The organism is Rhodococcus sp. YH3-3, assembly GCF_001653035.1.
Classification (GTDB): Bacteria; Actinomycetota; Actinomycetes; order Mycobacteriales; family Mycobacteriaceae; genus Rhodococcus_F; species Rhodococcus_F qingshengii.
Genome location: NZ_BCWH01000002.1, coordinates 627,131 through 649,166 on the forward strand (window position 1 = coordinate 627,131; position 22,036 = coordinate 649,166).

Below are 22,036 nucleotides of genomic sequence, written 5' to 3' on the forward strand. Positions count from 1 at the left end.
GGCCCGTCGGGGTGAATCAGCCCAGCAGTCGTGCTTTCGCGGCTTGGAACTCGGCGTCACTCAGCAGGCCTTGTGATTTGAGGTCGCCGAGTTTCTGCAACTCGGCGACGAGATCGACCGGGGCCGCGGGTGCGGGTGTGGGCATCGGGAGTGCGGCATGCTGCTGGGCGAATTCGTACTGCGCCTGCTCGTAGTCGGCCTGAGCTCTCCTTTGCCGGCGGGTGGCCATACCGTCGCTGACGGCGGTCGCGGTACCGGTGACGACCGCGGTGCGGGCGGCGAGGCCCAGCAGTCCGGGGCGGCCTCGTCTCGGGATGTACGGCATGTCAGACCTCCAATTTCGGGATGATCGTGTCCATGAGGGCATTGACGACGGGTGCGGGTATCCGCTCGTAACCCAGTAGCACCGCGCCTGACGCAGCGGTGCGGGCGGCGAGTTCGCGCTGATAGACCAGCTCGAGCGCGACCAGCAGCGCTGCAGCGCCGGTGGGAATGGCTGCCGCGAGTTCGGTGATGTCCTCATGCCCGAGCAGACCGGACGCGCCGAGCATCTCGACGTTGATCTCGAAGCCGTTCGGCAACTCCTCGACTTCGATGAGGGTGAGTTCATCGTCCTCGGACTTGGAGATGACGATCAGATCGAGCAGCCGCACCAGGCCGGTATCCGTAAGGTCGGTCAGTGCGGAGAGCGCGGCCGGGTCGAGGCTCTGCCCAGGCAGGCCGAGAAGGTAGAAGTCGACGGGGCCGAAACGCGCGGCACTCACGAGAGGACCTTCAGCTTGAGTGCGGCGAACTCGTCCTCGCTGATCGCTCCGGCTTCGAGCAGTGCTGCGGCTGCGGCGATCTCCTCGCTGGGGCTCTTCCCCGCGACCTCGCGGATATACGATTCGGCGGCCTTCTCGGCGTCGCGTGCGGCCTTGTTGCTGCGTTCCGTCATCCCTTCGCCGCGGGCGACGAGATAGACGAGGGCGGTCAGGATCGGTAGGAAGAGCAGGAAGAACACCCAAACGGCCTTCAACCAGCCGTTCAGCTTGTGGTCGCGGAACAGGTCGGCGATGATCGCGAACAGTGCGAAGAGATATCCGATGAAGACGGTCGCCCACAGCATCCAGCCGAGGCTTTCCCAGAAGCTCATGTGTCTTATCCGTTTCGTGTAAGGCCTGCGCACACGGTATTCCGCTGACTCACGCATTTCGGTTGATTCCGGCAATTCTCACTGGTTTCCGCAGGCTTCGATCGCGGTCTCATCCGAAGCGGATGAGACCGGATTTCCACGGACATCGAACGTCTCGAGTATCTTCGACACATGATCGAAGCCGTGCGTGACGCACTCGCCTCTGGTGAGGCGGAGCAGGCTCGACGAGTCCTGCGGAAAAACTGGCTTCGTTTGATTCTCGAATCTCACACCAGGGAACTCGAGCAGCTCTGCCTTGCTCATCCCGATCCCCACGATCCGCACATCCTGCTGATACGGGCGTGCTGCCGCGATCTCAGCGGTGATCCGTACGGCGCTGAGTTTCTCCGCGGGCAGGGTCTGCGGGTGGCGTCCGACGATTTTGTCGTCTGCTTCACCGACCTGCTGCTCGCTCCGGACACCTCGACCAAGGCCGTCATCGCCGATCGCGCGCGTCACGCGCTCGCCCAGTGCGAGCCCGAGGACGATTACCCGTCCGCGCTTTTCCTCCTCGGATGGACCGAGGTCAGGCTTCGTCGTGACCTTCCTCGTGCCATCGCGCTACTTCGCTCCGCCAGCGACGAGGCGCAGTTGCAGTCGCGCACGGAGACATTGCGTCTTGCACAGTCCAACTTGGCCTTTGCGCTGACCCACGCGGGAGCATTCACCGAAGCCGAACAGATCCTCGACGGCCTTCCTGCGCGAGATGTGGCGTCCGATTGGGAACGCTTCGAAGGTGGTCTCCCACAGTCGAATCGGGGGTGCATCGCTTACTGGCGTGGCGACTTCGAGGAGGCGATCGCTCAGTTCGACTCGATCATCGAGGAGGGCAGCCCTGGAACCAATTTCGAGGCGCTCGCCCGTCTGTACCTGGTGATGAGCCTGATCGCTCTGAACCGGGAAGACCGGTACCACAACGCCGCTCGTCTGCTGCGAGGCGTGAGCACTGCGGACAAGCACGGCATTCCTTGGGATACGCTGCGGCGCGTCACCACGGCCTGGCTCGCCCACGCTCAAGGACAGGACGAGCAAGCTCGCCGCATCGCAATGCCCACGCTGACCAGAACAGGTGCTGCGGTCGCTCACGCGCTTCTCGCGGAGCTCTACCGAGTCATGGGGGATCCGGAACCGTCGGCTCAAGCGCTTCGCTTGGCAACCTCGGCCGCGCTGCCGCGATATGCGCTGGTGAGCACCCTTGTCACGTCTGCCGCCCTGAGCTCCGTCGCCGGGCGTGGACCGCAGGCGCACGAGCAGTTGGATCGTGCGCTGGCGGAAGCAATCCCCGAGCGGATTCTCGCCCCATTTCTGAGCGGCGATCCGGTAATCGTCGATCTGTTGAACGCGCACGCAACACAGGGGTCGAGACACCAGGAGCTCCTGTGCACGATTCTGGAAAAACGGGGCCAGCTCTCTGCCAAACTCGCCGGAGTCCTGACGGAACGTGAGAAAGAGATCCTCACTTTTCTGCGAACTACGATGACTGCAGACGAGATCGCTGCGCACCTCGGCATCGCCTATCCCACTGTGAAGACTCACATTCGCTCGATCTACCGCAAACTAGGCGTGACCAAACGGCGTGCCGCTGTTCAAGCAGCCGACAACCTAGACCGCGGGATCGGGGGCGATTCCGCGGCGGAGGCTGCGAACCGTCAGGTCCAAGGCTTGTAGGCGCGTCCCGGAACCACGGTTCACGTAGTCCATCGACGTGTAGAGCAGTGACCACAGCAGGTTCTGCACCCAGTCCGAACCCATGTCGGGGTCGATGGAACCGTCGGAGTGTCCGCGCTCGATGGCATCGGTGACTGAGTCGTCGTTCGACGCGGACTCGGCAAACGAATCTTCCTGATACACACCGGGAGTGAAGAACAGGACCGTCAAGAGGTCGGCCAGTTCGAAGTATTCATGGCACAGGCGAACCAGCGCTTCGGCTCCCGTACCCTCGCCGAGTCGAGCTGCTGCTGCTGCCTCTCCGACGGCGCGGGTGGCCTCGGCCGCGACTGCGTCGACCAGGTCTGACCGTTCGGGAAAGTAGCGGTGCAAAGTGGTCCGGCCGACCTTTGCGGCCGAAGCGATCTCGCTGAGGGTCGCAGCAGGCTTGGATGCGAACACCGAAACGGCAGCATCGAGGATGGCCTTCCGTGTGCGCTCGCGGGTCGCGCTTTGTTCTGGTGCGCTGTGGATCGTTGTCACGAATCCGAAGCGTAGCCGTGTCCGGTTTCGGTATCCAGTGTTTCCGAATCGGAATTTCTCTTGCCCTTTATGGAACATTCGTGTTCCATAAATTCATGCTTGAATCCGACGCTTCTCAGCCCGCACCGAAATGGAGCAATCTCCGCGTCCTCTCGGAGTTCGCTCGACCGCATCTGCCGTCGCTCCTTCTCGGATTGGTACTGGCGCTGTGCGGCTCCGCGGCGACGCTGGCAACGCCCATGGTCACCAAGTGGGTTCTCGACACCCTCGATACCGGTGCGTCGCTGAAAGGACCTATCCTCACGCTCGTCGTCCTTCTGATCGTCGGTGCCGTGCTCGGTTGTGCTCAGTGGATCGTTCTCGGAACCGCCGCCGAGAAGGTTGTCTTCGACGCCAGGTCGTCGCTGGTGAAGCGATTCCTGGCGGCGACCGTACCTTCGCTGCAATCGCGATCCGTGGGTGAATTGGTCACCCGGGTCACGTCTGACACCTTGCTGCTGCGGGAGGCTGCGTCGTCGGCCGCGGTGAATATTCTGAACGCAGCCGCGTTGACCATCGGAACGATTGTTCTGATGGGCGTACTGGATCTGCCGTTGTTGGGCGTCACCATGGTGGCAATCGTGTTCGCCTCCATACTCTTTGCCGTTCTGATGCCTCGGATTTCCGCAGCCGAAGCGCGAACCCAGGAATCGCTCGGTCAGCTCGGCGGCGTACTCGAGGGTGGCTTGCGTGCGATCCGGACGGTCAAAGTTTCCCTCGCCGAGGATCGCGTCGGCGCTCTGGTGACGAACAATGCGTCCGATGCGAAAAAGCATGCGATCACGGCAGTTCGAGTGTCGGCAACCGCGTGGACTGTCGCGTGGACCGCCATTCAAGGATCGATCATTGCCATCCTCGGCTTTGGTGCCTGGCGAGTCGCCGACGGCGAAATGGCAGTCTCGACGCTAATCGCGTTTCTGCTCTACGCCTTCACCCTGATGGGGCCGGTGTCGGAGCTTGCGCAGAACGTGACCTCCGTTCAGTCGGGAATCGCGGCAGCTATCCGGATTCGCGAGATGCAGTCGTTGCCCACCGAGCAGTACGACGAGGTCGTGGACGTGGTCGCGAAAACCAACGCTGCCGCGCCGCTGATCGAGTTGCGCGACGTCACCGTGAGCTACCACGGATCGAACCAGCCGGCGTTGCGCGATGTCTCGCTGGTCATTCCGACGCGTGGGCACATGGCCATCGTCGGCCCGTCGGGTGCAGGAAAGACGACCTTGCTCTCGACCGTGCTGCGATTTGTCGAACCGCGATCGGGTGAGGTTCTCCTGCATGGAGTCGGTTACGACGCGCTCGATCACCGCGCTGTGCGCGAGAGTCTCGCATACGTGGAGCAGGAGACACCGGTGGTGCCCGGAACGATTCGGGAGAACGTCGTCTTCAGCCATCCCGATGCGACGGACGAAGAAGTCCAGGCCGTTCTGCGCTTGCTCCGGCTCGACGACGCGATCGAGGCCCTGCCCAACGGACTCGACACCGCTCTGACGGCCACTTCGCTGTCGGGCGGCCAACGTCAGCGGATCGCGATGGCGCGCGCAGTTCTGCGGCCGAGTGCTTTGCTTCTGCTCGACGAAGCCACTGCCCAGGTCGACACGCTCACCGAAGCCGCGATTGTCGACGCGATCAACGAACGTGCGCGCACCGGGGCCGTGGTGACTATCGCTCACCGGCTCTCGACGGTGCGTGACGCCGACTGGATCGTGGTCATGGAAGACGGTCGGATCCGCAACATCGGCAACCATGACGAGCTCATGGACAAGGACGATCTGTACCGCGACATGGTGGTTGCCGGCCGGCTCGATCAGGGCGAGGCAATGCTCGAGGATTGTTGACCCGACGCGTCGGCGTGTGCGAGAGTGCTGATACCGAGCGATCGCTCGGTCGGGATGTTCTTTCGGAGGTGGCTGGTGGCAATCGATCTGACGTACGCGCCCGAGGTGGTGGCGCTGATCGAGAAGACGCGCGACTTCACGCGCAACGTAGTGCTCCCCATCGAAGACGAACACGCCGGTGACATCGCTGTAGCGGGTGGCGATGCAATCCGCATCGAGATGCAGTCGGCAGCAAAAGAAGCCGGTGTCTTCGCCCCGCATGCGCCGATCGAGTACGGCGGACACGGACTCAACATGAGTGATCGCGCGCCGGTCTTCGAGGAAGCCGGCTACTCGCTATTCGGGCCGACGGCGCTCAACATCGCGGCGCCGGACGAGGGCAACGTTCACATGCTGGCCCACGTGGCGAACGAAGCACAGAAGCAGCAGTTCCTCGCGCCGCTCGCAAGCGGGGACATGCGGTCGGCATTCGCCATGACCGAACCCGCGCCGGGAGCGGGATCCGATCCTTCGGCTTTGAACACCCGCGCCGAGAAAGTCCCCGGTGGCTGGAAGATCAACGGTAAGAAATGGTTCATCACCGGCGCCGACGGCGCCGGGTTCTTCATCATCATGGCGCGCACGTCCGGTGAGCCCGGGCAGCGCGGCGGAGCGACCATGTTCCTGGCGCCGACGGACACTCCCGGCCTGGTAGTGGGTCGACACATCGACACCCTCGACAAGGCCATGATCGGCGGGCACTGCGAGGTCACGTTCGAGGATCTCTTCGTACCCGACGAGGCCGTTCTCGGTGAGGTCGATCAAGGTTTCGCCTACGCGCAGGTTCGCCTCGGTCCCGCCCGCATGACGCACGTGATGCGCTGGCTCGGTGCAGCGCGCCGCGGCCACGACGTCGCCGTGGCCAGGGTTGCCGAACGAGAAGGCTTCGGCTCGAAACTCGGTGATCTCGGAATGATCCAGAAGATGGTCGCCGACAACGAGATCGACATCGCAGCCAGCCGCGCACTTCTGGTGCAGGCCTGCTTCGAACTCGATCAGGGCGGGCACGCGAGCAACGCGACGTCCATCGCCAAGACCTACGCTGCCGAGGCGATCTTCCGGATCGTGGACCGCTCCATTCAGATGTGTGGCGGAATGGGCGTGTCCGGCGATCTGCCGCTGGCACGCTTGTCCCGCGAAGTGCGTCCCTTCCGCGTCTACGACGGCCCGTCCGAGGTTCATCGCTGGGCAATTGCGAAACGTGTTGTCGGAGCTGCGAAGCGCGCTGCTCGGGAGGAGTCGAAGTGACGGACTTTCCAGGACTCGATCTCGCGGCGCTCCACAAGTATCTGCAAGCCGCAGGCGTCGAGGTGAGCGGTGAGTTGCGAGCCGAACTGATTTCAGGCGGCAAATCCAATCTCACCTACGGAATCTTCGACGACAACTCGAAGTGGATTCTCCGTCGTCCACCCACGGCCGGCCTCACGCCGTCGGCGCACGACGTTGCGCGTGAGTTCCGAATCACCTCGGCGTTGCAGAACACCGCCGTGCCGGTCGCGCCGACCGTCGTGCTGTGCGAGGACGCCTCGGTGATGGGTGCGTCGTTCACGGTGGTCGAGTTCGTCACCGGTCAAGTGATCCGAACCAAAACCGAGTTGGAAGCTGTTCCGGCAGCGCAGGTCACGCAGTGCACCGACGAGTTGGTGCGTGTTCTCGCTGCACTGCACGACGTCGACTACACCGCAGTGGGTCTCGGCGAACTCGGCAGACCCGACGGTTACGTAGCCCGCCAGGTGAAGTTGTGGGCCGGTCAATGGTCACGCGTCAAGACCGAGGACTCGGCCGACGTGGACAGGTTGGCGTCGAGCCTCGCGGAATTGATTCCGGCGGAATCAGCCTCGTCGATCGTGCACGGCGACTACCGGATCGACAACACGATTCTCGCGGCGAACGACGTCACCAAGGTTGCCGCAGTGGTGGACTGGGAACTGTCGACGCTGGGCGATCCGCTGGCGGACATCGCGATGATGTGCGTCTATCGGCATCCCGCGCTGGATCTGGTTCTGGGTGAGCCTGCTGCGTGGACGAGCCCGTCGCTACCGTCCGTTGTCGATCTGGCGCAACGGTATTCGTCCGTGTCGGGTCGTGAACTGGCGCATTGGAACTTCTACATGGCGCTCGGGTTCTTCAAACTCGCCGTCGTGGCGCAGGGCATCGATCACCGATTCCGAGCAGGAGCCACCGTCGGCGGGGGATTCGACAAGGCTGGATCTTCTGTGCCGGAACTGATCTCGGCCGGACTCAACGCACTGCAAGGGAAATTCGAATGACTCGATCAGCACTGGTCACCGGCGCCTCCAAGGGAATCGGGCTCGGCATCGCAACACGCTTGGCTTCGCAAGGGTACGGGCTGACCATCACAGCGCGTGATACCGAGCGGCTCGCCGTTGTCGCCGAAGAACTTACCCGCGCCGGATCGCCGGACGTCGTCGTCTCGGCCGGCGACATGGCGGACGAGAACTTCGCCGCAGCACTCGTCGCCACACACAATGAGCGATTCGGCTCCATGAGGGCTCTCGTCCTCAACGCCGGAGTGGGAACCAGTGGGCGAGTAGCGGATTACCCGATGCGACGTTTCGACAAGACCGTTGCCGTCAATCTCCGAACACCGTTTGCACTATTGCAAGCGTCGCTGCCGCTCCTGCGTACAGCGGCGGACGCGGACCTTGCCGGCGGAGCGAAGGTGATCGCTCTCGCCTCGATGGCCGGTGTGTATGCCGAGAGCGGCCTGGCCGTCTACGGAGCCACCAAAGCTGCGCTGATTTCGATGGTCGAGGCACTCAACGCCGAGGAATCCGGAAACGGCGTCAGTGCGACGGCCATCGCTCCCGGTTACGTCGACACCGACATGTCGGCATGGACACACGATCGGATCACACCGGACACCATGATCAAGGTCGACGACATCGTGGAGTTGGTGGACGGTCTGCTCAAGCTCTCGTCTCGAGCGGTCGTTCCGAAGGTCGTCATGGCGCGGGCCGGGACCAACGGCTACTCCGCCTGAAATTTCAATCCAGCTTGGCTTCGCCCCGCTTGCGAAAGAAGTGAAAGCCAGGCACCCCGACGATCGCCTGCCGCAGGTCCTTGACCACTCCGAGGAGTTCGTGGATCTCGGGCGAGACGGAGTCCAAGGTTCCGAGGATGGGCAACACCGCGGCCACCCGGTCGGTGAGCTCCGGTAGTTGGTCGATCAGCTTGATCGCGGCGCTGACCTCTGCCTCGGAAAGGTCGTCGGCGAACCTGGCGGCCAGCGGCGCGAGCTGTAGGGCGATGGGCTCGTAGATCTCGAGGAGTTGACCCGCGATGTCCGACGTCTGCTCGACGGCCTCGACCAGTGTCTCAGCGCGAACGGTCACGGCGGCAGCTCCGATGACGACGCGGTCGGCGTTGTCGGCGATCTGGTTGATGCGCGCCACCAACCTCTCGACCGAGAAGAGGAGCGCCTCGAGTCGAGTGGGCAGGGTGACCGCAAATGCGACCGTGGACAGGGACCAGTGCACCACGTCGCCGACGGAGCGGACGACGGTGGAGCTGCCGGGCAAAACTAGAGCCATCCCTCGATACTGCCTGATGTGACGTCAAAGTACAGGTAAATCTCACATTCACGAGGCCCGCGGCGTCTTCGAGGTGTCGGTGCCGGCGCGGACAATCACTTCACCCGCTGCCTGCCGCACCGCGCAACCTGGAAGGATCGAGACATGACGGCTATCCGTACGCACACTGTGATCGACTCGCCGATCGGAGCGTTGACGCTGGTAGCAGCAGGTGACGACCTCTGTGGTCTGTACATGGCGGAGCATCGCCACAAGCCGGACGAGTCCACGTTCGGTGATCGTTCCTCGGCGGTCTTCGGTGAAGTCGAATCGCAGCTCACCGAGTACTTCGAGGGTGATCGCACGGAGTTCTCCGTGCCGCTGGCGCCCGTGGGTACCGAGTTCCAGAAGCGGGTGTGGGACACCTTGCGAACGATCCCGTACGGCGAAACCTGGACCTACATGGAGCTCGCGCAAACTTTGGGTAACCCGCTTGCGATCCGTGCTGCCGCCGCGGCAAACGGCAAGAATCCGATCAGCATCATCGTTCCCTGTCATCGCGTGGTCGGTAGCGACGGAAGTCTGACCGGTTTCGCCGGCGGCCTCGAACGTAAGCGGTTCCTACTCGACCGCGAGCACGGCGGCGAATCGGATGTCCTCTTCTGATGCGCTCGGCTCACAATTCGGTGATCGGGAACGTCTACCGGTCGTGACACTCAAACCGTTCGAAGACGTCGTGACCGAATACGGTGCAGTGGTCCTCCGTGTCTGCCGCGCGGTGGTCGGGCCCGTCGACGCCGAGGACGCGTGGTCCGAGACGTTCATCGCGGCGATGCGGGCATACCCGGATCTGAACCCGGACGCGAACATCGAAGCCTGGCTGGTCACCATCGCGCACCGCAAGGCAATCGACATCACCCGAGTGCGTGCCCGCGTGGCCGTGCCGACAGACGACGTTCCGGAGTTGGCGACGCGAATCGGCGTGCCGGGCACGTGGGATCACGAACTCTGGGACGCACTCGAACAACTACCACTCAAACAACGTGCGGCGGTCGCCTATCACTTTCTGGGTGGGCTGCCGTACGCAGAGATCGCGGACATCCTCGGCAACACGCCGGCAGCCGCCAGACGCGCGGGTGCCGACGGTATCGCCACACTACGAAGAACCTACTTGTCCGCTACCGCTGCGGAAGGGAGTCACTCATGAGTAACGATGTGTTCGAGGCGCTTCCAGCCGTTGACGCTGACGCCATGATCCGCCTACGGGCGCGCCTGGCTGCGCAGGCGTCCGAAGCTGAATTGATCGACGTGGCATATCGAACCGTCGATTCGCCGGTCGGAAAGCTGCTCCTGGCGGCGACCGATGTCGGCCTGGTGCGGGTTGCCTTTGCCGTCGAAGGGCACGACCTCGTTCTGGAACGTTTGGCGGACACCGTCAGCCCCCGTGTGCTTCATTACCCGCGCAGGCTGGACACTGTCGCTCGCGAGTTGGACGAGTACTTTGCCGGTGCGCGTCGAGAATTCGATCTGCGCTTGGACTTCCAACTCGCGAAGGGGTTCCGACGCGAAGTGTTGCGTCATCTTCCCGAGATCGAATACGGCCACACTGCAAGCTATTCGGTGGTCGCGGCAGCATCGGGAAGCCCACGTGCGGTGCGTGCCGTAGGGACCGCATGTGCAAAGAACCCGCTGCCGTTGGTGGTCCCGTGTCACCGGGTGGTGCGCAGCGACGGCAGCCTCGGGCAGTACGCGGGTGGCCCCGAACTGAAAGCGATTCTGCTGGATCTGGAAGCCGGCCGGTGAGCGCAGTGACGCTGCGCTTTCAGGCGCCCTATGCAGTCGAACCGCTCACCGGTGCCCTGCGGGCTCACTGCGTCGCAGGCCTCGAGCGTCACGACGACGGTGTTCACACCAGAGTCGTACCGTTGCCTTCCGGACCCGTTGTCGTGTCGGTGTCGTGGACCGACGACGGTGTCGTCGTGGATTCCGATGTGCCGGTAGCGGATTCCGCAGTGCTGGAGGTGATCGTGCGCCGTTGGCTCGACCTCGACGCCGATCACACTGCTGTCGAAGCGGCGTTCGGTAGTGATGAGTTGTTGGCCCCACTTGTTGCCGCCCGTCCAGGATTGCGTGTGCTCGGTTCGGTGGACGGGTTCGAGACCGCAGTGCTCACTGTTCTGGGACAACAGGTTTCGCTCGGCGCGGCGAGGACGTTCGGTGGTCGTTTTGTCAGCGCATTCGGAGCGCCGGTGCAAGGGGATTTTCTTGCCTTCCCTGATCCGGACGCGGTTGCAGCGCAATCAACCGAGGGCATACAGAAAGCCGTCGGATTGACCACAGCGCGCGCAAGAACAGTGCACACGCTGGCAACTGCGGCAGCGAACGGCCTCGACCTCTCCTGGAATGCGGATCCTGTCCAATTTCGGCGAGAGCTGTTGGCGCTAAAGGGGATCGGACCGTGGACCGCTGACTATCTCACCGTCCGGATTCTCGGTGATCGCGACGCATTCGTGCCCGATGATCTGGTGTTGAAACGTGCGCTGGGGGTCTCGACGGCCAAAGAAGCCGCAGCGTTGTCCGAGCGCTGGCGACCCTGGCGAGCCTACGCGCTCTTTCATCTGTGGACCAAGGAAGCGTTTCTGTAGTCGGTCAGTCTTTCGCGCGCGCCAGTTCGGACGGCCACCAAATACGTTTCCCGATGTCGTGAGAGAGTGCCGGCACCAGGACGCTGCGCACGATGATCGTATCGAGCAGCACGCCGAAGGCCACGGCAAATCCGATCTCGGCGAGGAAGACCAGTGGCAGGATGCCCAGTACGGCAAATGTTGCGGCCAAGACGATTCCGGCTGACGTGATCACACCGCCCGTCACCGCAAGACCGCGCAGTACACCTGCACGGGTGCCGAATTCTCCGGTCTCCTCCCGGACTCTGGTCATCAGGAAGATGTTGTAGTCGATACCCAGCGCGACGAGGAAGACGAAGGCGAACAGCGGGAACGATTGATCCGCCCCGGCGAACCCGAATACGTGTGTGAAGAAGAATCCGCTCACACCGAGGGTCGCCGCGAATGAAAGCACCACGGTGACAATGAGAATCACCGGGATCAGCAGAGCGCGGAGCAAAGCGGCCAGAACCAGGAAGATCACCACCAGCACGATCGGGATGATCAGGTTTCTGTCGCGGACCGAGGCCGCCTGGACATCAAGGGTGGTGGCCGTGCTGCCGCCGACGAGCGCGTCGGCGCCGGGCACGTCGTGGACGGCAGTCCGCAGTCGCTTGACAGTTTCGAGTGCCTGCGGCGAATCGTAGGAGTCGGCGAGGGTTGCATTGATCATGGTTCGGCCGTCGATCGGTGCAACGGTGAAAGCCGCAGGGGCGCAACCCGCAGCGGCGGCTTGTGCGACGGCAGCGGGGTTGGTCTTGATCAAATCGCTGACCTTCGCGACGTCCACCTGGGTGCAGACGGCGCCGGGATCCTGCGAGATACCTTCGACGCCGCTGGCTGCTTTGATGACGGCGTCGGCCTGGTCGGCGTTTGCGGTGATCACGGCCGGTGCGCCGGCTCCGGGATCGAACTTCGAGTCGTAGAGTTCCTGTCCGACAACGGCGTCGGGACGATTGGTGAAGCTTTCGGTAGACGTCAGGCCATCGGTTTTGAGACTGCCGATCCCGGCCGCGAACAGGATGATCAACAACACTGTGGCGCCGATCCACAGTGGGCGGTCCTTGCTACCGACGGCCTCGGCGATCTTGCCCCACATCCCGTGCGTCGTAAGGTCTGCGGCGTGATCGACCTTGGGCTTGCGCGGCCAGAAGACCCACCGTCCGGTGGCGGCCAGAGCGACCGGCATGAACGTCATCATCACCAGATAGGTGCAGGCGATCCCGATGGCGGCGACGGGTCCGAGGCTCTTGTTGGAGTTGAGTTGAGAGAACGTCAGGCAAAGCAGACCGAGAATCACGGTGACAGCCGAAGCGGTGATGGCCGGCGCAGACTCGCGCCAGGCCTTGATCATCGCGTCGAAGCGGTTGGGATACGTGTGCAATTCTTCGCGATAGCGAGAGATCAAGAGTAGGGCGTAGTCGGTACCGGCACCGATCACCAACACGAAAAGGATGCCTTGAGACTGTCCGGTCAGAGTGAGTAATTCGGCTTTCGCGAGAAAATAGATCACCATCGACGACAAACCGATGGCGAGGAGCGCGGAGAACAGCGGGAAGAACCACAACACCGGCGATCGGTACACGACAAGCAGGATGAGGATCACGACCAGGAGTGCCGCGCCAAGGAGCGCTCCGTCCAGACCGGCAAAGGCGTCGATGAACGCAACGAGTAGCCCACCTGGCCCGGCTGGGAGTACCTCGACATCACCAGCTGCTTGTTTTGCTGCGTCGATGACGTTCTGCTCGGTGGTCGCCAGGACATCGCCTGCCACGGCGGTGTCACCGTCTTTGGCCACGAGTGGCACGAAGATCGACGCAGTTGTGCCGTCGGCGGAGTACTGAGTGGGCTGCATACCGTCGGCGTCTACCCCGGAGATGCCGGCAATGGCGCCGTAGGCCGAGTTGATTGCAGATTTGTCCGCCTCGGTGAGGGCCGAATCTCTATGGAACAGAACAAATCCAGGGATCGTCTCGACTGCGAGGAAGTTCGCGGATTGGTTGCTGACGATTGTCGATTCGGCGGAACTCGGGAGGTACGAGGCGTTGTCGTTCTTTTGAACCTCGGCGAGTTTGCCCTGGAAAGAACCGCCGAATCCGCCTGCGACGAAGGCGAAGATCGCAAGGGCGATCACGGTGAAGATCGGCACGCGAAGGCGCTTCACGGCTCCGCGCTCGTTCCGTTCTGCGTCAGTTGTGTCCAGCTTGGTCATGGTTCTCCTCGAACGCAGTCGACCAGCACCAACAAAGCAACGTTTTCCAGTAGAACACGCAATACGGGCGCGGTGGAACCACTTGGCGTGGAATTGACGACGCTACGAAGTGCCTTTGCCGTATGTCTCGCGGGCTGCGACGTCCATGGGAAAACGGACGACTGTGTCGCCGAACAACAATCGAGTTGCCGAAGCAGCTGCGGCCAGCACGTGCGCGGTACCGGTTTCGGGGTTGCGGGTATGCACGACTACCTCGTCGTGCTGGAAGAAGACCAACTCGCCGTCCGGATCTTCGGCGAGGCGGCGCCTGAGGTCGGCCAGGAGGCACAGCGCCCACTCGGACGCAGTGGCCTGCACGACGAAGTTGCGCGTGAAACGACCGCGGGCGTGAGCGTCGCCGTGGGAGTAGAAGTCGGGAGACGGTGGGGGACAGGCCCGGCCGAGCAGTGACTTCACCACCTCGCCGCGCTCACCTGCCTTGGCAGCTTGCTCGACGTACTCGACGGCGACCGGGAATCGCTTCCGCAACAAGATGAGCAGTGCTTTGGCTTCACCCGCCGTCGCCCCGTACAGGACTCCGAGGATTGCGACCTTGGCTTTTGCGCGATCCCCGCCGAAGGCTTCTGCACCGACAAGTGCGTACAGATCGTCGTCGCCGGCGGCAGCCATCATGCGGCGGTCGCCGGACATGGCGGCCAGAATTCGGGGTTCGAGCTGACCGGCGTCGGCGACGACGAACACGTGGCCCGGATCTGCGACGACGCTCGAGCGCATGGTCTTAGGAATCTGGAGGGCCCCGCCGCCCCGGCTCGCCCACCTGCCGGACACGACACCACCGGGAACGTAGATCGGGCGGAATCGATCGCCCCGCACCCAACTGTCCATCCACTGCCAACCGTTGGTGCTGTACAGCTTGGCGAGTTCGCGGTGACGTAGGAGCAGCGGCACAGCCGGATGATCGATTTCCTGCAGAAACCACTTGCGCGTCGACGGTAGTTCGATGCCCTGACGTCCGAACGCCTCGGTGATCTCCACCGAAGACGAAGGATTGACGGTGCGCCCGAAGACCTCGCTGATCTGGGCGGCAAGTTCCTGCATGCGTGCGGGGAGGTCGTATCCCGTCGGCCGCGGCCCCAGCCGTTCTTCGAGGAGTTCGCGATGCTTCTGCGTCGAGAACGGAAGGCCCGTGTGCGTCATCTCGGCGGCGCTGAGAGCGCCGGCCGATTCTGCTGCGATCAACAAGTCCAGTCGAGCGTCCGCGCCGATGGTTGCGCGCTGCTCGGCGAATTCGGTGACGACGGCGAGGGGATCGAGAACGGGTGCAGTGTCGAAGAGTCCGAGTCGATCGTCGTCGAACTCGTCGGCGGGCGGTGACGGTTTGCCGGCGCGCATTCCGAGTATCGCGCGGGTCAGGGAGATGTCGTGGCACCGTTGAACCCGTACGCCTGCCCGCAGTAGAGGTGGGTACACGGTCGCCGTACTCGGCCACACCCACCGCGGGTGCTCGGCTTCCTCGATGGTGCGTACCGCTGCGATCAGGTCGGGGTATTCGACGGGATCGGCGAGCGGCGTTCCAGCGGGATCGGTCCGTAGGACAGTTGCCGTCACAGCTCCCGTGGACGTCGTACTACCGGGGACCAGGACAACTCGCACGACATCAGTGTGACGGCTGGGTCCGACACGCCATCGCTCGGCGTGCTCAGGCCCTGACGAACCGGATGTGTTGACCCGGGCGGGCTTGGCCGAGTCGGTCGATATCTGCGTCCGCGACCACTCCCACCACCGGATAGCCGCCGGTGATGGGGTGATCGGCGAGGAACACGACAGGTTGGCCGCTGGGTGGGACCTGGATCGATCCGAGTGCCACGCCTTCGGTGGGCAGTTCGGTGTCGTCTGTTCTTCGAAGTAGTTCGTCGGCGCCGACGCGATCGACGCGTGCGCCGATTCGGTCCGAGTCGGTCGAGATCGCCCATCGGCCATGGAGGAGTGTTACGGGGTTGGTGAATCGATCTGCGCGAGGACCGAACACCACTCGAATGGCGAGAGTCTCGTTTGCCATCGGCGGCACCGGTGCGAGGTCGACGGCTGAGAACGTGGTCGGCGATGGCCCGATCGGTAGAAAAACACCAGGCTCGAGAGGCGCCGGACCGATCCCGGACATCGTGTCGGTGCTGCGCGATCCCAGGATCTCGGGAACCACAATGCCGCCTCGGACGGTCAGATACGTCCGCAGTCCACTCGGTGCGTAGTCCAGGCGGACGGTCTGACCAGCCCGCAGATCGATCACGCTCGAATGCCCGACCGGAATGCCGTCGCGGTAGGCCTGTGCCGGCGCACCGGTGAACGCGATCGTTGTCGGTTGCTGCGCCCGAAGACTCAGCCCACCCAGGAGGACCTCGACACCGGCTGCGCCCTCGTTGTTGCCGACGAGCCGATTGCCAAGCCTGAGAGATCGCCTGTCTGCCGCACCGGAAACCCCGACACCCGAGCGAAGATGACCTATCCGTCCGAGGTCCTGGATCAGGCTCAGCGGCCCGGTGTCGAGTATCTCCAGACCGTTCATCGTTGTTCCTCGTTCACGAAGCGCACGCGTCTGCCGGGCTGAACGGTGGCCGGTGGTGTGGCGTTCAGATCCCACATCACGGCATCGGTGCTCCCGATGATCTGCCAGCCACCCGGTGATGCACGCGGGTAGACCGCGCTGTATCCAGCGGCCAGGGCGACGGAACCGGCAGGCACAGCGGTTCGTGATTGCGTTCGACGCGGAACGTCGAGCCGAGTGTCGCCTGAAGTCAGGTAGGCGAAGCCGGGTGCGAATCCGATGAAGGCGCAACGCCACATTGCCCCGGTGTGGGCCGCAACCACCTCGGATCGGCTCATACCAAGTGACTGTGCGACGTCGTCGAGGTCGGGCCCGTCGTACCTGACGGCGATGGTGAGTGCATCCGTCTCGAAATGCTCGTCTGTGGTCGCCGCAGAATCGGTCTGCTCGAGATCGTTCAAGCGCTTCCGGACGTACGTGAGATCTGCCGCCGGGGTGCACGTGACCAGGACCGTGCGAGCTGCGGGGAGGAAGTCTTCGACCCCGACCGGGGTGTTACGCGTCAGTGCTTCGGTGAACGCTAGAACGCCAGCTTCGGAATCGAAGTCCACGAGCAATGCGCGTTCTCCCGCGGGAAGTATGCGAGTCACCGGGAGGGCTCCCTATCGACTCGAGTCCGCTCCACGTCCGCTCGCATCGCGGCGATGAAACTCGCGATGGTGGCTCGCTCTGTGGCGGTAAAATTGCCGAGGGTGCTCACCGCCCGTGAAATGAGTGGGCCGAAGTAACTCTCGCCCAGAGTGACCGCCGATGGTGTGACCTGCAAGAGCACCCGCCTGCGGTCTGCTGAGTCTCGCTCCCGAGCTACGTGGCCCGCTTTGACCATCCGGTCGACGAGCGCGGTCACCGACGCCGAGTTGATACCCAGCTGTGCGCCGAGCCAGCCTGGTGTCGCCGGTGCGTCCGAGCGCTCGGCATCGAGAAGGCAGATCAACGCGCGCACGTCGGTGGAGTGCATTTTGTACTTGTTCGCAAAGCCGGAAACCGCCACGTTCAAGTCGACGGAAAGTGCGCGAAGCGAGTGGACGATCGCCATCGCTTCGTCTTCTGCATCGCCGACGCTCAAGGATGCCTCCAGCCCTGGTGTGTTGTCTCTTGATTGTCTACTATCTCGATAATCGAGAGAAATGGGGGTGGGGGATGGACTTCAATCGCGCATACGACGCTGTACTGACCAAATGGCCGCAGAAACCGCTGGGTGTGGATCTCGCGGGGCGGTTCGGTAACACGCATGTGAACGTCTGTGGGCATGCAGACTCGCGGCCGTTGATCCTTCTGTCCGGGGGAGGTGCCACTTCGACGGTGTGGTTCGACAATGTTGCGACGCTGTCGAAATCCCGGCGTGTCTTTGCTGTCGACACCATGGGCGATGCCGGGCGGAGCGTTCCGAATGGTGATCCGATGAAGTCCGTCGACGATCTGATCGAGTGGATGGACTCGATAGTCGATTGCACCGGGGCCGGCACCGTTGATGTGATCGGACATTCCTATGGCGCAATGATTGCGTTGGCCTTTGCGCTGCATCGACCGAATCGTGTCGGGAAACTTGTTCTGCTCGATCCTAATTCGAGTTTCTCCGGCATGAAGGCGGGCTACCTTCTGCGTGCGCTTCCGCTGTTGCTCTCCCCGTCGCGAGCACGCCGACGGCGACTGTTGGATTGGGAGACAGGTGAGTTGAGTATCGACTCCGACTGGCTGTCTCTTGTGGAAGTGGGCACTTCGGATCTACCGCGACCCGATCTCGTAGTGCCTCGACGTCCGTCGAAGGAGGACTTGAGCGCACTGGATGTCGAGTTGCTGGTGGTCCTCGCGCAGGACGGACGGGTGCATGATGCGGAAACGGTGTCGAAGTCAGTGCGGCAGAGGGTACCTGCAGCACGCGTCGAGGTGCTGAAAGATGCTTCACATCACAGCATTCCGATGGTTCCCGCCGATGAAGTCAACCGGGTGCTCGTCGACTTCTTGGAGGGCTAGCGGATCAGGGTGCGACGACGCACCCCGGACCGATCGGGGTGGCCGGATTGACCATGACCGTTGCGACCGGCCCGCCCGCGGACGTCTGGTAGGCCATCAGGGAGTGCTCACCGGGTGCGGTCGGAGTCCACAGCGTGACTGCGTGGCCGAGCACCACCGGCAAGGTGAAGTAAGGATTGACGGTGTCCCAGATCAATTCCTGCGGGAACATGGTCGACGCCCGGTTCATGTCGACAATCGAGACGTTCGGCTCGTTCAACGCTGCTGTCCTGGCAACCACCAGATATGTGCAGCCCGCTCCGTACGGCGTCGTCGGTCCGCTGCTGAGACCCGGAAGGATCGTGACGTCGACTACGTCCGCGGAAGCTGACGTCGCGGAACAGATGGCTGCGCCCGCGCAGAGGGCGGCGGCGATCACGGAAGTGCGAGCGATACGTGAAAGTGTCATACCAGCAGGTCGGTTTTATCTGGGTGGGCGTTACAGGCAGACTGACCGGATGCGCGCACTTCACGTTCTGCTGGCCGGCTTCGGCTTCCTGCTGGGGTTCCTGATTATTGTTGTCTCCGGCCTGATCGAGTGGGCGTCCTTCGCCTCCCGAACCGATTTCGCCTTCGTCGGTGACTCCGCCGTGTCGGTTGGTGTTTCCAGCGAGGCGATCTACACCGCCGTCGCTGCTCCACTGGTGGGTGCGCTGATGGGCTGGCTGTCAGCTGTCATCGCGACGAGGTTCGGGTGGAGCCTCACTCGTGGGAGTGTCACTCTGGCAAGCGAGTGACCAGGCAGCGGACCCGCTTGCTGGTCCGTGGGTTATGAGGAAAGGCCCCGACCTCCATCGAGGTCAGGGCCTTCCTTTGCGCCGAGCTACTTCTGTGTCGAACTACTTCTGTGTCGAACTACTTCTTCGAGACGCGGAGCAGCTTCTTGTTGACGAACTCGTCCATTCCCCACGGACCCAGCTCGCGGCCGACTCCGGAGCGCTTGACTCCGCCGAAGGGCAGACCGGGCAACGTCGTTCCGTGCTCGTTGACGAACGCCATTCCCACGTCGAGATCTGCGGCGACCGACCGGGCGGAATCGAGATCGCTGCTCCAGACGGATCCGCTCAGACCGTAGACCGACGAATTGGCAAGTTCCACAGCCTCGCTGGCCGACTTGACCTTGTAGACGACTCCGGCAGGTCCGAACAGTTCTTCGCTGTAGGCCCGCATGTCCGGTGTCACGTCTGCGAGCAATGTCGGTTGAACGTAGGCGCCCGGGCCGTCGATCTTCTTTCCACCGGTCAGCAGCGTGGCACCCTTGGACACAGCGTCGTCGATCTGCTCGATCAGAGTATCTGCCGCGCTCTGCGAAGAGAGTGGACCCAAGACTGTGGATTCGTCCAACGGGTCACCGGCAGTGACGGATTCGAAGGACGTCGCCAACTTGTTGGTGAAGTCGTCGTAGAAATCTTCGGTGACGATGAAACGCTTGGCCGCGTTGCAGGCCTGGCCGGCATTGGACAGACGTGCCTTGGTTGCGGACTTGACGGTGGCATCCATGTCGTCGGAATCGAGGACGATGAACACGTCTGATCCGCCGAGTTCGAGGACGACCTTCTTGAGATTGCGTCCGGCAGTTTCGGCGACGCTGGTTCCGGCGCGTTCGCTGCCGGTCAGTGACACACCTTGAACTCGGGGATCGGCGATCATGTCCGCGATCTGCTCGTTGGTCGCGAAGACGTTGACGTAGGCGTCGTCCGGCAATCCGGCTTGTCGCAGAATCTCTTCCATCAGCAGCGCCGACTGCGGACAGTTCGATGCGTGCTTGAGAATGATCGTGTTACCGAGCATCAGATTCGGTGCCGCGAAGCGGGCGACTTGGTAGTACGGGAAGTTCCACGGCATGACGCCGATGAGAGCGCCGATCGGTCGCCGGTACACAACCGACTCCTCGGCCCCGGGAACGTCGAGTCGTTCTTCCTCGAGCAGTGCCGGACCGTGGTCTGCATACCACTGATAGATCGCGGCCGAGAGTTGTACTTCGCCCTTGGCCTCGCGGACCGGCTTACCCATCTCCAAGGAGATCATTCGGGCCAGTTCGTCTGCGCGCTCTGTGTACAGTTCGGCGGTCTTGCTCAGGACTGCCGCACGCTGCTGTGGCGCACTGTTGCGCCAGGTCAAGTAGCCGCGATGCGTGTTCGCAAGTGCGGCTTCAACTCCGGCGTCATCCAAAGTATCGAATTCCCTGACGGTTTCACCTGTCGCGGGATTGACTGTTTTGTAATTAGCCATAGTTGTACAACGTGCGGAAGGGGCTCGAAGATTCCCGAAACGCGCGATCACATTGAATCGGCTCAACAGGTTTCGATCAAATCCCGGCTGGGTACCATGTCACGCCACCTTGGGACGATGGGTGCGCTCGTAGCCCTTGCGGTCGTAGAAACGGGTGGTCACGATGCCGAGTACGACGCCGATCAGTAGCCCCACCAACGTCATCCAGACGGCATGCAGCAGGCCTGCCTCACCGCGTGCGCCGAAGAACAGGATCGATCGCGTGCCCATGTAGATCTGGTGCATCGGCTCGAATTGCGCCAGCCAGGCATACAACCTGGGGCTGGCTTCGAGGGGGATGGTGCCACCGGACGAGGGCAGCGCGAGAATGACGAACACGAACAGGTTGATCAACATGCCCAACGAGCCGAACGCGGCCATCACCGACATCGCCGTGATGCCCACCGCTGTGATGACCAGCGCGCCGTACTCCCACAATGCAAGCCCGTGAGTGACCGGCATTCCGAGGGCGCGACTGATCCACTGGAACAACGCGGAGACTATGCCGGACAACACGATCATGAATGCCCATTTGACGAGCAGCGTTCGAAACCTGTTGATACCCACAACGTCGTTCTGAACGAAGAGTGGACCGAATTCGGTAGGCGCGTATCCGAGCATGCCGTCCACCAAGGAATTGACCACGGTTGCTCCGGTGAATCCCGCAAGGACCAACAGCAGCGCGAAATAGAATGCCACCAAACCGAATCCGGTTCCGTCGGGAAGCGGATCGTGGGCAACCGTGAGTACGTTCACCGGGTTTTCGAGCAGCAGGCGGCTCGCTCCGGAGATCTGGGTTCCGGTGCCTCCCGCTTCCAACTGCGCGGTGACAAGGGCGGTGAGTTGCTCGCCCATGTTCTTGTTGACCGAGGCGAGGGCTGTGGTTCCGATCGACTGGACCAGCGATGCCGAGACGGAACCGGCGCGAGGATTGGTGTAGATCGTGATGATCGGTTGCTCTACGTCACCGGCGACGACGCTGGCCTCCGCCAGGATGATCGTCCTCTTCGTGAAATCACTGGGAATCACGATCGCGCCGTACAGCGTGCCGGAGTTCAACCGCGATTGGGCTTCGGCGATACCGATCTGCTGCAGGTCGATCTTCTGGTGGTCGATTCCGCTTTCGAGGCCGGCGACGATGTCGTTTCCGAAGTTCTTGCGGTCGGCGGGGTCGCCACCGGGGAGGGTGTCGCCCTCGTCCTGGTTGACCAGGGCGATCGGGAACTGGTCCAGGTGTTTCTTGGGGTCGAGTATTCCGCCCATGTACAACGCTGCCAGCGCAGACATCAAGAGGGTGACCACTATCAATGGTGTCAACCAGAATCGTGGTGTGTGCATGACGGTGCGGGCAGACGGCTCCGTGTTCTTGCTCATCGTCAGTCGACCGGCTTTCGTTCGCGCGGAGTTCCTCGGGCTGAGCGTAAACGCAAAGGTGCGCCGGGGCAGTCTTTCGATCTGCCCGCGG

24 protein-coding genes are annotated in these 22,036 nt (G+C 62.8%); 11 read left to right on the forward strand and 13 right to left on the reverse strand.

Going from position 1 to position 22,036, the window contains the following annotated elements:
* Positions 1-16 precede the first annotated feature (16 nt).
* The 3 genes from YH3_RS15680 to YH3_RS15690 are packed head-to-tail and all read right to left on the reverse strand — an operon-like array spanning position 17 to position 1,135.
* On the reverse strand, positions 17-325 hold the full coding sequence (locus YH3_RS15680) for an SHOCT domain-containing protein (protein WP_007729626.1): 309 nt from the start codon (positions 323-325) through the stop codon (positions 17-19).
* Position 326: 1 nt separating this feature from the next.
* The gene (locus YH3_RS15685; protein WP_007729624.1) at positions 327-764 is read right to left on the reverse strand and encodes a DUF6325 family protein; all 438 of its coding nucleotides are present in this window, start codon (positions 762-764) and stop codon (positions 327-329) included.
* Positions 761-1,135: a PLDc N-terminal domain-containing protein gene (locus tag YH3_RS15690; RefSeq protein ID WP_007729621.1), complete on the reverse strand. Its 375-nt coding sequence runs from the start codon at positions 1,133-1,135 to the stop codon at positions 761-763. The genes YH3_RS15685 and YH3_RS15690 overlap by 4 nt, the downstream gene beginning before the upstream one ends.
* Before the next feature lie 171 nt (positions 1,136-1,306).
* Between YH3_RS15690 and YH3_RS15695 the strand changes: the two genes are divergently transcribed.
* On the forward strand, positions 1,307-2,842 hold the full coding sequence (locus tag YH3_RS15695) for a LuxR family transcriptional regulator (RefSeq protein ID WP_064443687.1): 1,536 nt from the start codon (positions 1,307-1,309) through the stop codon (positions 2,840-2,842).
* Here the strand turns inward: YH3_RS15695 and YH3_RS15700 are convergent.
* Positions 2,777-3,364, reverse strand: a complete 588-nt coding sequence (locus YH3_RS15700; protein WP_030537226.1) for a TetR/AcrR family transcriptional regulator — start codon at positions 3,362-3,364, stop codon at positions 2,777-2,779. The genes YH3_RS15695 and YH3_RS15700 overlap by 66 nt on opposite strands.
* A 95-nt stretch (positions 3,365-3,459) precedes the next feature.
* On the opposite strand from YH3_RS15700, the gene YH3_RS15705 reads away from it, so the two are divergent.
* From YH3_RS15705 to YH3_RS15720, 4 genes are all read left to right on the forward strand, one after another.
* Positions 3,460-5,238, forward strand: a complete 1,779-nt coding sequence (locus YH3_RS15705; RefSeq protein WP_007729612.1) for an ABC transporter ATP-binding protein — start codon at positions 3,460-3,462, stop codon at positions 5,236-5,238.
* Positions 5,239-5,313: 75 nt separating this feature from the next.
* The gene (locus YH3_RS15710) at positions 5,314-6,525 is read left to right on the forward strand and encodes an acyl-CoA dehydrogenase family protein (protein WP_003940162.1); all 1,212 of its coding nucleotides are present in this window, start codon (positions 5,314-5,316) and stop codon (positions 6,523-6,525) included.
* Positions 6,522-7,547 (forward strand): phosphotransferase family protein, encoded by a 1,026-nt coding sequence (locus tag YH3_RS15715; RefSeq protein ID WP_007729609.1) that lies wholly within the window; start codon positions 6,522-6,524, stop codon positions 7,545-7,547. The genes YH3_RS15710 and YH3_RS15715 overlap by 4 nt, the downstream gene beginning before the upstream one ends.
* Positions 7,544-8,281, forward strand: a complete 738-nt coding sequence (locus YH3_RS15720; protein WP_030537223.1) for an SDR family oxidoreductase — start codon at positions 7,544-7,546, stop codon at positions 8,279-8,281. The genes YH3_RS15715 and YH3_RS15720 overlap by 4 nt, the downstream gene beginning before the upstream one ends.
* Before the next feature lie 4 nt (positions 8,282-8,285).
* Here the strand turns inward: YH3_RS15720 and YH3_RS15725 are convergent, their stop codons facing one another.
* Entirely contained in the window at positions 8,286-8,831 is a 546-nt protein-coding gene (locus YH3_RS15725) for a hypothetical protein (RefSeq protein ID WP_007729604.1), read from the reverse strand.
* Positions 8,832-8,975: 144 nt separating this feature from the next.
* Between YH3_RS15725 and YH3_RS15730 the strand changes: the two genes are divergently transcribed.
* Genes YH3_RS15730 through YH3_RS15745 form a run of 4 tightly spaced genes read left to right on the forward strand, consistent with a single transcriptional unit; the run spans position 8,976 to position 11,455 of the window.
* Complete coding sequence (locus YH3_RS15730; RefSeq protein WP_003940613.1) at positions 8,976-9,476, forward strand: methylated-DNA--[protein]-cysteine S-methyltransferase; 501 nt, start codon at positions 8,976-8,978, stop codon at positions 9,474-9,476.
* Entirely contained in the window at positions 9,463-10,017 is a 555-nt protein-coding gene (locus tag YH3_RS15735) for an RNA polymerase sigma factor (RefSeq protein ID WP_082920593.1), read from the forward strand. Before YH3_RS15730 ends, YH3_RS15735 begins: the two co-directional genes overlap by 14 nt.
* The gene (locus YH3_RS15740; protein WP_007729599.1) at positions 10,014-10,613 is read left to right on the forward strand and encodes a methylated-DNA--[protein]-cysteine S-methyltransferase; all 600 of its coding nucleotides are present in this window, start codon (positions 10,014-10,016) and stop codon (positions 10,611-10,613) included. The genes YH3_RS15735 and YH3_RS15740 overlap by 4 nt, the downstream gene beginning before the upstream one ends.
* Complete coding sequence (locus YH3_RS15745) at positions 10,610-11,455, forward strand: DNA-3-methyladenine glycosylase (RefSeq protein ID WP_064443688.1); 846 nt, start codon at positions 10,610-10,612, stop codon at positions 11,453-11,455. The genes YH3_RS15740 and YH3_RS15745 overlap by 4 nt, the downstream gene beginning before the upstream one ends.
* Before the next feature lie 4 nt (positions 11,456-11,459).
* Here the strand turns inward: YH3_RS15745 and YH3_RS15750 are convergent, their stop codons facing one another.
* The 5 genes from YH3_RS15750 to YH3_RS15770 form a co-directional block, all read right to left on the reverse strand.
* Positions 11,460-13,685, reverse strand: a complete 2,226-nt coding sequence (locus YH3_RS15750) for an MMPL family transporter (RefSeq protein ID WP_064443689.1) — start codon at positions 13,683-13,685, stop codon at positions 11,460-11,462.
* 102 nt (positions 13,686-13,787) lie between these two features.
* Positions 13,788-15,338 (reverse strand): bifunctional 3'-5' exonuclease/DNA polymerase, encoded by a 1,551-nt coding sequence (locus YH3_RS15755; RefSeq protein WP_047272080.1) that lies wholly within the window; start codon positions 15,336-15,338, stop codon positions 13,788-13,790.
* Positions 15,339-15,384: 46 nt separating this feature from the next.
* Positions 15,385-16,248: a biotin-dependent carboxyltransferase family protein gene (locus tag YH3_RS15760; RefSeq protein WP_064443690.1), complete on the reverse strand. Its 864-nt coding sequence runs from the start codon at positions 16,246-16,248 to the stop codon at positions 15,385-15,387.
* Positions 16,245-16,877 carry an allophanate hydrolase subunit 1 gene (locus YH3_RS15765; RefSeq protein WP_003940006.1) on the reverse strand — a complete coding sequence of 211 codons (633 nt, stop codon included), beginning with the start codon at positions 16,875-16,877 and terminating at the stop codon, positions 16,245-16,247. The genes YH3_RS15760 and YH3_RS15765 overlap by 4 nt, the downstream gene beginning before the upstream one ends.
* A complete protein-coding gene (locus YH3_RS15770; RefSeq protein WP_064443691.1) occupies positions 16,874-17,353 on the reverse strand; it encodes a MarR family winged helix-turn-helix transcriptional regulator in 480 nt (159 codons plus the stop codon). The genes YH3_RS15765 and YH3_RS15770 overlap by 4 nt, the downstream gene beginning before the upstream one ends.
* 74 nt (positions 17,354-17,427) lie before the next feature.
* Here YH3_RS15770 and YH3_RS15775 point away from each other — a divergent pair, with 74 nt between their 5' ends.
* On the forward strand, positions 17,428-18,261 hold the full coding sequence (locus YH3_RS15775; RefSeq protein ID WP_064443692.1) for an alpha/beta fold hydrolase: 834 nt from the start codon (positions 17,428-17,430) through the stop codon (positions 18,259-18,261).
* A gap of 4 nt (positions 18,262-18,265) precedes the next feature.
* Here the strand turns inward: YH3_RS15775 and YH3_RS15780 are convergent, their stop codons facing one another.
* Positions 18,266-18,709 (reverse strand): hypothetical protein, encoded by a 444-nt coding sequence (locus tag YH3_RS15780; protein WP_054188400.1) that lies wholly within the window; start codon positions 18,707-18,709, stop codon positions 18,266-18,268.
* Between the two features lie 49 nt (positions 18,710-18,758).
* Here YH3_RS15780 and YH3_RS15785 point away from each other — a divergent pair, with 49 nt between their 5' ends.
* Complete coding sequence (locus YH3_RS15785) at positions 18,759-19,037, forward strand: hypothetical protein (protein WP_064443693.1); 279 nt, start codon at positions 18,759-18,761, stop codon at positions 19,035-19,037.
* A gap of 118 nt (positions 19,038-19,155) precedes the next feature.
* On the opposite strand, the gene YH3_RS15790 is transcribed toward YH3_RS15785, so the two are convergent.
* Positions 19,156-20,532 carry an NAD-dependent succinate-semialdehyde dehydrogenase gene (locus tag YH3_RS15790; protein WP_039973099.1) on the reverse strand — a complete coding sequence of 459 codons (1,377 nt, stop codon included), beginning with the start codon at positions 20,530-20,532 and terminating at the stop codon, positions 19,156-19,158.
* Positions 20,533-20,631: 99 nt separating this feature from the next.
* A complete protein-coding gene (locus tag YH3_RS15795) occupies positions 20,632-21,945 on the reverse strand; it encodes a YhgE/Pip domain-containing protein (protein ID WP_007729572.1) in 1,314 nt (437 codons plus the stop codon).
* Positions 21,946-22,036: the final 91 nt, after the last annotated feature.

Excerpts from the sequence above, each read along its gene's own strand:
- YH3_RS15680 (WP_007729626.1), bottom strand. The coding sequence starts at position 325 with ATGCCGTACATCCCGAGACGAGGCCGCCCCGGACTGCTGGGCCTCGCC.
- YH3_RS15690 (WP_007729621.1), bottom strand. The coding sequence starts at position 1,135 with ATGAGCTTCTGGGAAAGCCTCGGCTGGATGCTGTGGGCGACCGTCTTC.
- YH3_RS15695 (WP_064443687.1), top strand. The coding sequence starts at position 1,307 with ATGATCGAAGCCGTGCGTGACGCACTCGCCTCTGGTGAGGCGGAGCAG.
- YH3_RS15705 (WP_007729612.1), top strand. The coding sequence starts at position 3,460 with ATGCTTGAATCCGACGCTTCTCAGCCCGCACCGAAATGGAGCAATCTC.
- YH3_RS15720 (WP_030537223.1), top strand. The coding sequence starts at position 7,544 with ATGACTCGATCAGCACTGGTCACCGGCGCCTCCAAGGGAATCGGGCTC.
- YH3_RS15725 (WP_007729604.1), bottom strand. The coding sequence starts at position 8,831 with ATGGCTCTAGTTTTGCCCGGCAGCTCCACCGTCGTCCGCTCCGTCGGC.
- YH3_RS15730 (WP_003940613.1), top strand. The coding sequence starts at position 8,976 with ATGACGGCTATCCGTACGCACACTGTGATCGACTCGCCGATCGGAGCG.
- YH3_RS15735 (WP_082920593.1), top strand. The coding sequence starts at position 9,463 with ATGTCCTCTTCTGATGCGCTCGGCTCACAATTCGGTGATCGGGAACGT.
- YH3_RS15740 (WP_007729599.1), top strand. The coding sequence starts at position 10,014 with ATGAGTAACGATGTGTTCGAGGCGCTTCCAGCCGTTGACGCTGACGCC.
- YH3_RS15750 (WP_064443689.1), bottom strand. The coding sequence starts at position 13,685 with ATGACCAAGCTGGACACAACTGACGCAGAACGGAACGAGCGCGGAGCC.
- YH3_RS15760 (WP_064443690.1), bottom strand. The coding sequence starts at position 16,248 with ATGAACGGTCTGGAGATACTCGACACCGGGCCGCTGAGCCTGATCCAG.
- YH3_RS15775 (WP_064443692.1), top strand. The coding sequence starts at position 17,428 with ATGGACTTCAATCGCGCATACGACGCTGTACTGACCAAATGGCCGCAG.
- YH3_RS15780 (WP_054188400.1), bottom strand. The coding sequence starts at position 18,709 with ATGACACTTTCACGTATCGCTCGCACTTCCGTGATCGCCGCCGCCCTC.
- YH3_RS15785 (WP_064443693.1), top strand. The coding sequence starts at position 18,759 with ATGCGCGCACTTCACGTTCTGCTGGCCGGCTTCGGCTTCCTGCTGGGG.
- YH3_RS15790 (WP_039973099.1), bottom strand. The coding sequence starts at position 20,532 with ATGGCTAATTACAAAACAGTCAATCCCGCGACAGGTGAAACCGTCAGG.
- YH3_RS15795 (WP_007729572.1), bottom strand. The coding sequence starts at position 21,945 with ATGAGCAAGAACACGGAGCCGTCTGCCCGCACCGTCATGCACACACCA.